The organism is Streptomyces sp. NPDC059455, assembly GCF_042750115.1.
GTDB classification, from domain to species: domain Bacteria; phylum Actinomycetota; class Actinomycetes; order Streptomycetales; family Streptomycetaceae; genus Streptomyces; species Streptomyces endocoffeicus.
The window spans coordinates 1-4992 of record NZ_JBHYVB010000388.1 but is presented as its reverse complement, the minus strand read 5'-3'; the positions used below and the strand labels follow the sequence as shown (position 1 = coordinate 4992).

Here is a 4992-nt window from a genome sequence, read left to right as displayed (position 1 = left end):
ATGGGCCAGCGCCCGGTAACAGTCCGAACCCGGTAGCTAAGCCTTTCAGCGCCGATGGTACTGCAGGGGGGACCCTGTGGGAGAGTAGGACGCCGCCGAACAATTCTTCAAAAAGACCCCGATGGGAATTTCCTTCCCCTCGGGGTCTTTTTCGTGCCCATGTCCACTACGCCCCGGTGCGGGGCCTGTGCGGGTCTACCGGTAGAGTCATGGAGCATCATCGGCCTGTTTCTCACGGGAGGCTCCCGGGTGGAGGTACAGGAGACACGCGTCCAGACGGACCGTGTGCTCACCATCCCGAACATCCTCAGCGCGGCGCGCCTCGTCGGCGTGCCGCTTTTCCTGTGGCTGATCCTCCGGCCCGAGTTCGGCGGGCCCAACAGTGACGGCTGGGCGCTGCTGGTTCTGGCGTTGAGCGGTATCAGCGACTACCTCGACGGGAAGCTGGCCCGTCGCTGGAACCAGATCAGCAGTCTCGGCCGGTTTCTCGACCCGGCGGCCGACCGTCTGTACATACTGTCGACTCTTGTCGGTCTCACCTGGCGCGAGATCCTGCCCCTCTGGCTCACCACGGCCCTTCTCGCGCGAGAGCTGGTCCTGCTGGTGATGGTGGGCATCCTCCGGCGCCATGGCTATCCGCCGCCCCAGGTGAACTTCCTCGGCAAGGCGGCCACCTTCAACCTGATGTATGCCTTCCCGTTGCTCCTTCTGAGTGAGGGAAGTGGCTTGCTTCACACGACCGCCGCTATTTTCGGATGGGCGTTCGCCGGATGGGGTACAACACTCTATTGGTGGGCAGGAGTCCTCTACGTGGTTCAGGTCCGCCGACTCGTCAGGGCGGACACCGCGGCCGACTGAGCTCGCCGTAGCGGCGTCGATAGAGGCCGGGGCCCGTAGCGACTTCAGGTGTAAGGGCCATCGGGCGTGCGCGGTCGGCATGACCGTCGTCTCTTCAAGGAGGACGCTTCCGATATGAAGGCCGTCGTGATGGCAGGGGGCGAGGGGACTCGTCTGCGCCCGATGACCTCGACCATGCCCAAACCGCTGCTGCCCGTGGCCAATCGGCCGATCATGGAACATGTGCTGCGGCTGCTCAAGCGGCATGGTCTCAGCGAGACCGTGGTGACAGTCCAGTTCCTCGCCTCCCTCGTCAAGAACTACTTCGGTGACGGCGAGGAGCTCGACATGGAGCTCACGTACGCGAATGAGGAGAAGCCACTCGGCACCGCCGGAAGCGTCAAGAACGCGGAGGAAGCACTCAAGGACGACACCTTCCTTGTGATCTCGGGTGATGCCCTGACGGATTTCGACCTCACGGATCTGATCAATTTCCATAAGGAAAAGGGCGCCCTTGTCACCGTCTGCTTGACCCGCGTTCCCAATCCGCTCGAGTTCGGTATCACCATCGTCGATGAGGGCGGAAAGGTCGAGCGCTTCCTGGAGAAGCCCACTTGGGGCCAGGTCTTCTCGGACACCGTCAACACCGGCATCTATGTCATGGAGCCGGAGGTCTTCGACTATGTCGAATCCGATGTTCCGGTCGACTGGTCCGGAGATGTCTTCCCCCAGCTGATGAAGGAGGGCAAACCCATCTTCGGCTATGTCGCCGAGGGTTACTGGGAGGATGTCGGCACCCATGAGAGTTATGTGAAGGCCCAGGCGGACGTGCTCGAGGGCAAGGTCGATGTCGAGCTCGACGGATTCGAGATCTCGCCCGGTGTATGGGTCGCCGAAGGGGCGGATGTGCATCCGGAGGCCGTGCTCCGCGGTCCGCTCTACATCGGCGACTACGCCAAGGTGGAGGCCGGTACCGAGATCCGTGAGCACACCGTCGTCGGCTCCAATGTCGTGGTGAAGAGCGGCGCCTTCCTCCACAAGGCGGTGGTGCACGACAACGTGTACGTCGGCCAGCAGAGCAATCTGCGCGGCTGTGTCATCGGCAAGAACACCGACATCATGCGCGCCGCCCGGATCGAGGACGGGGCCGTCATCGGCGATGAGTGCCTGATCGGCGAGGAGTCGATCGTCCAGGGCAATGTCCGGGTCTATCCGTTCAAGACCATCGAGGCGGGCGCGTTCGTCAACACCTCGGTGATCTGGGAGTCCCGGGGGCAGGCCCATCTGTTCGGCGCCCGCGGCGTCTCCGGCATCCTCAATGTGGAGATCACCCCGGAGCTCGCGGTGCGGCTCGCCGGGGCGTATGCGACGACGCTCAAGAAGGGCTCGACGGTCACCACGGCGCGTGACCACTCCAGGGGCGCGCGAGCGCTCAAGCGGGCGATGATCTCCGCCCTCCAGACCAGCGCCATCGACGTACGGGACCTGGAGAACGTGCCGCTGCCAGTGGCCCGGCAGCAGACCGCGCGCGGCAGCGCCGGCGGCTTCATGATCCGGACCTCGCCCGGGGTGCCCGACTCGGTCGACATCATGTTCTTCGACGAGCGGGGCGCCGATCTCTCCGCGGGCGGTCAGCGGAAGCTGGACCGGGTGTACGCCCGCCAGGAGTACCGCAGGGCGTTCCCGGGCGAGATCGGTGACCTCAGCTTCCCGTCGAGCGTCTTCGACTCGTACACGGGCTCGCTGGTGCGCGCCGTGGACATCAGCGGCATCGCCGAGGCCGGCGTGAAGGTCGTCGTGGACGCGGCCAACGGCAGCGCCGGGCTGGTGCTCCCCAGCCTGCTGGGCCGGCTCGGAGTGGACGCGCTGACCATCAACCCGGGCCTGGACGAGTCGCGTCCGACGGAGACCGCCGACGCCCGCCGGTCGGGGCTGGCCCGGCTCGGCGAGATCGTCGCCTCCGCGCGTGCCGCGTTCGGAGTGCGGTTCGACCCGGTCGGCGAGCGGTTCTCGCTGGTCGACGAGCGCGGCCGCATCGTGGAGGACGACCGGGCGCTGCTGGTGATGCTGGACCTGGTGGCCGCGGAGCGGCGGAGCGGGCGGGTGGCGCTTCCGGTGACCACGACCCGTATCGCCGAGCAGGTGGCGGCGTACCACGGCACACAGGTGGAGTGGACGACCACCGCGGCGGACGATCTGACCCGGGTCGCCCGGTCGGAGTCGACCATCTTCGGCGGCGACGGGCGCGGCGGGTTCATCATCCCCGAGTTCAGCAGCGTCTTCGACGGTACGGCCGCCTTCGTCCGGCTGATCGGGCTGGTGGCGCGCACTCAGCTGACGTTGAGTCAGATCGATGCGAGGATTCCGCGGGCGCATGTCCAGCGGCGTGACCTGGCCACCCCCTGGGCGGTCAAGGGCCTGGTCATGCGGCATGTGGTGGAGGCCGCGGGGGACCGTTCCGTGGACACCACCGACGGGGTGCGGGTCGTGGAGACCGACGGGCGGTGGGTCATGGTGCTGCCCGACCCGGCCGAGGCGGTCACCCATCTGTGGGCGGAGGGCCCGGACGACGCGTCCGCGCAGGCCCTGCTGGACGAATGGTCCAGTGTCGTGGACAGCGCGGGGCGCTGATCCCGGGGCCGCCCGAGCACGTCTGAGCGCGTGGGGCCGCCGTCCCGAGGTCCATGATCCGGCACGCCGGAGGGGCCATTCGGTGACGGCGGCCCCCACGTGCGACGATGTGCGGCATGTCGCAGCAGCCCCCCGTTCGGAGCACAGCATCGCCGCGCCCGCGCCCGCGCCTCGACGCGTCCATGTCGCTGCTGACCAATGTGATGGACCACAGCCTTGACGACGGCTACGCCGAGGCCGCCGCGCGGCGTGGGGAGACCGGTCGCTCGGGCCTGCCGCGCACCGTGCGGGCCAAATTGGGGCTGGCCTTCGGTCTCGTCCTGGTCGCGGTCGTCATCACCATCGGGGCCGCCGAGGCGCGGATATCGGCGCCGACGCTGGCCAAGGAGCGGGGAGAGCTGATCGACCGCATCGAGACGGGGAACTCGAACGCGGACAAGCTCGCCCGGGGCGTGGACAAGCTTCGGGGCGAGGTCGGGGAGAAGCAGCGGCAGGCACTGGAGAAGCACGGCGGGGCCAAGGCCGATCTGGTGGCGCTGCTCTCGGGAGCCAACGAGGTGACGGGCCCCGGGGTGAAGCTGGTGGTCGACGACGCCAAGGGCGCGGCGGGCAGCGGCGGGGGACCACGGGAGAGCGCCGACTTCTCCGACACCGGCCGGGTGCGCGATCACGATATGCAGCGTGTCGTCAACGGCCTGTGGGAGTCGGGCGCGGAAGCCGTCTCGATCAACGGGCAGCGGCTGACGGCGCTCTCGGCGATCAGGGCCGCGGGAGACGCCATACTGGTCGACAACAAGCCGCTGGCGCCGCCGTATACGGTGCTCGCGGTGGGGGACGGGCAGCGGCTGAGCACCGCTTTCCAGAACAGTGCGGACGGACAGTATCTGCATGTACTGCAGCAGAACTATGACATCCGTACGAGCATTTCCGCCCAGGACTCGCTCCGGCTTCCGGCCGCGCCGAGCCTGATCGTACGCACCGCGGAACCGATAGCCGGTGGCTCCGGCAAGGGTGACGCCGACACAGGGAAGGGCACATCGTGATCGCCGTATTGGGGCTCATCGTGGGAGTCGTGGTGGGACTTGTGGTCCGACCCGTGGTGCCGACGGTGGTCGAGCCCTATCTGCCGATCGCCGTCGTGGCGGCACTCGACGCGGTCTTCGGGGGCTTCCGGGCGATGCTGGACGGGATCTTCGACGACAAGGTCTTCGTCGTATCGTTCCTGTCCAATGTGGTGGTGGCCGCACTGATCGTCTTCCTCGGTGACAAGCTGGGCGTCGGTGCCCAGCTGTCGACGGGAGTCGTGGTCGTGCTCGGTATCCGGATCTTCTCCAACGCGGCCGCGATCCGCCGCCATGTGTTCCGGGCGTGAGGCCGATGACGACCGACGACACCCCGGAGAAGCCCGACAGGGCACAGTCGGCCGAAAACCGACGGCAGGCCGACACGCCGCGAGGGCCGGTAGAAACGCCGCGGCAGCCGGTCGAAACGTCGCGGCAGTCCGCCGAGACGCCGCGACAGGAG

Annotated in this window: 4 protein-coding genes and 1 rRNA gene; all 5 read left to right on the top strand. The window is 67.5% G+C overall.

Annotated features, from left to right (window positions below; translation table 11 throughout):
- A 5S ribosomal RNA gene (gene rrf, locus ACFXB5_RS52570) occupies positions 1–101 on the top strand; the annotation flags it as partial.
- Between the two features lie 148 nt (positions 102–249).
- The gene (locus ACFXB5_RS52565; protein ID WP_385222976.1) at positions 250–858 is read left to right on the top strand and encodes a CDP-alcohol phosphatidyltransferase family protein; all 609 of its coding nucleotides are present in this window, start codon (positions 250–252) and stop codon (positions 856–858) included.
- Between the two features lie 114 nt (positions 859–972).
- Complete coding sequence (locus ACFXB5_RS52560; RefSeq protein ID WP_385222974.1) at positions 973–3468, top strand: sugar phosphate nucleotidyltransferase; 2496 nt, start codon at positions 973–975, stop codon at positions 3466–3468.
- Between the two features lie 116 nt (positions 3469–3584).
- Positions 3585–4511, top strand: a complete 927-nt coding sequence (locus ACFXB5_RS52555; protein ID WP_385222972.1) for a DUF881 domain-containing protein — start codon at positions 3585–3587, stop codon at positions 4509–4511.
- A complete protein-coding gene (locus ACFXB5_RS52550; RefSeq protein ID WP_014058688.1) occupies positions 4508–4840 on the top strand; it encodes a small basic family protein in 333 nt (110 codons plus the stop codon). Before ACFXB5_RS52555 ends, ACFXB5_RS52550 begins: the two co-directional genes overlap by 4 nt.
- Positions 4841–4992: the final 152 nt, after the last annotated feature.